This is a genomic window from Acinetobacter sp. YZS-X1-1, from assembly GCF_000804305.1.
Classification (GTDB): Bacteria; Pseudomonadota; Gammaproteobacteria; order Pseudomonadales; family Moraxellaceae; genus Acinetobacter; species Acinetobacter variabilis.
Genome location: NZ_JWHB01000074.1, coordinates 1 through 351 on the forward strand (window position 1 = coordinate 1; position 351 = coordinate 351).

Below are 351 nucleotides of genomic sequence, written 5' to 3' on the forward strand. Positions count from 1 at the left end.
ATTGTCGACGATATTCAGGCTGATGTTTCTTTCGTTTCCGTTCACCTTCACCTATAAACTTTAAGCCAGTAGAGTCGACAAGTAGATGTAGTCCATCACTACTTTTTTGATAGCCAATCGTAGTATCAATACGCTGTTGTCGTCTACAAATTGTAGTGTAGTTTGGCGCTACCCAATTTAACCCACAAAGATGGATGAGACTTTGAACAAAGCCAGTGACCATACGTAAGGACAATCGAAAGAGAGATTTAATCATTAGGCAACATTGGATAGCTGTGTCAGAGTAAGTTTGATTTCGTCCTTGTTTGCCTTTTGATGGGGCATACCATTGCGTAGCAGGATCAAACCAAA

At 40.5% G+C, this 351-nt stretch carries 1 protein-coding gene; it reads right to left on the reverse strand.

Features of this window, described 5'->3' with window-relative positions:
- Positions 1-351, reverse strand: a 351-nt coding sequence (locus RJ01_RS15560; RefSeq protein ID WP_034171742.1) for an IS5 family transposase, incomplete at both ends; no start/stop codon positions are given.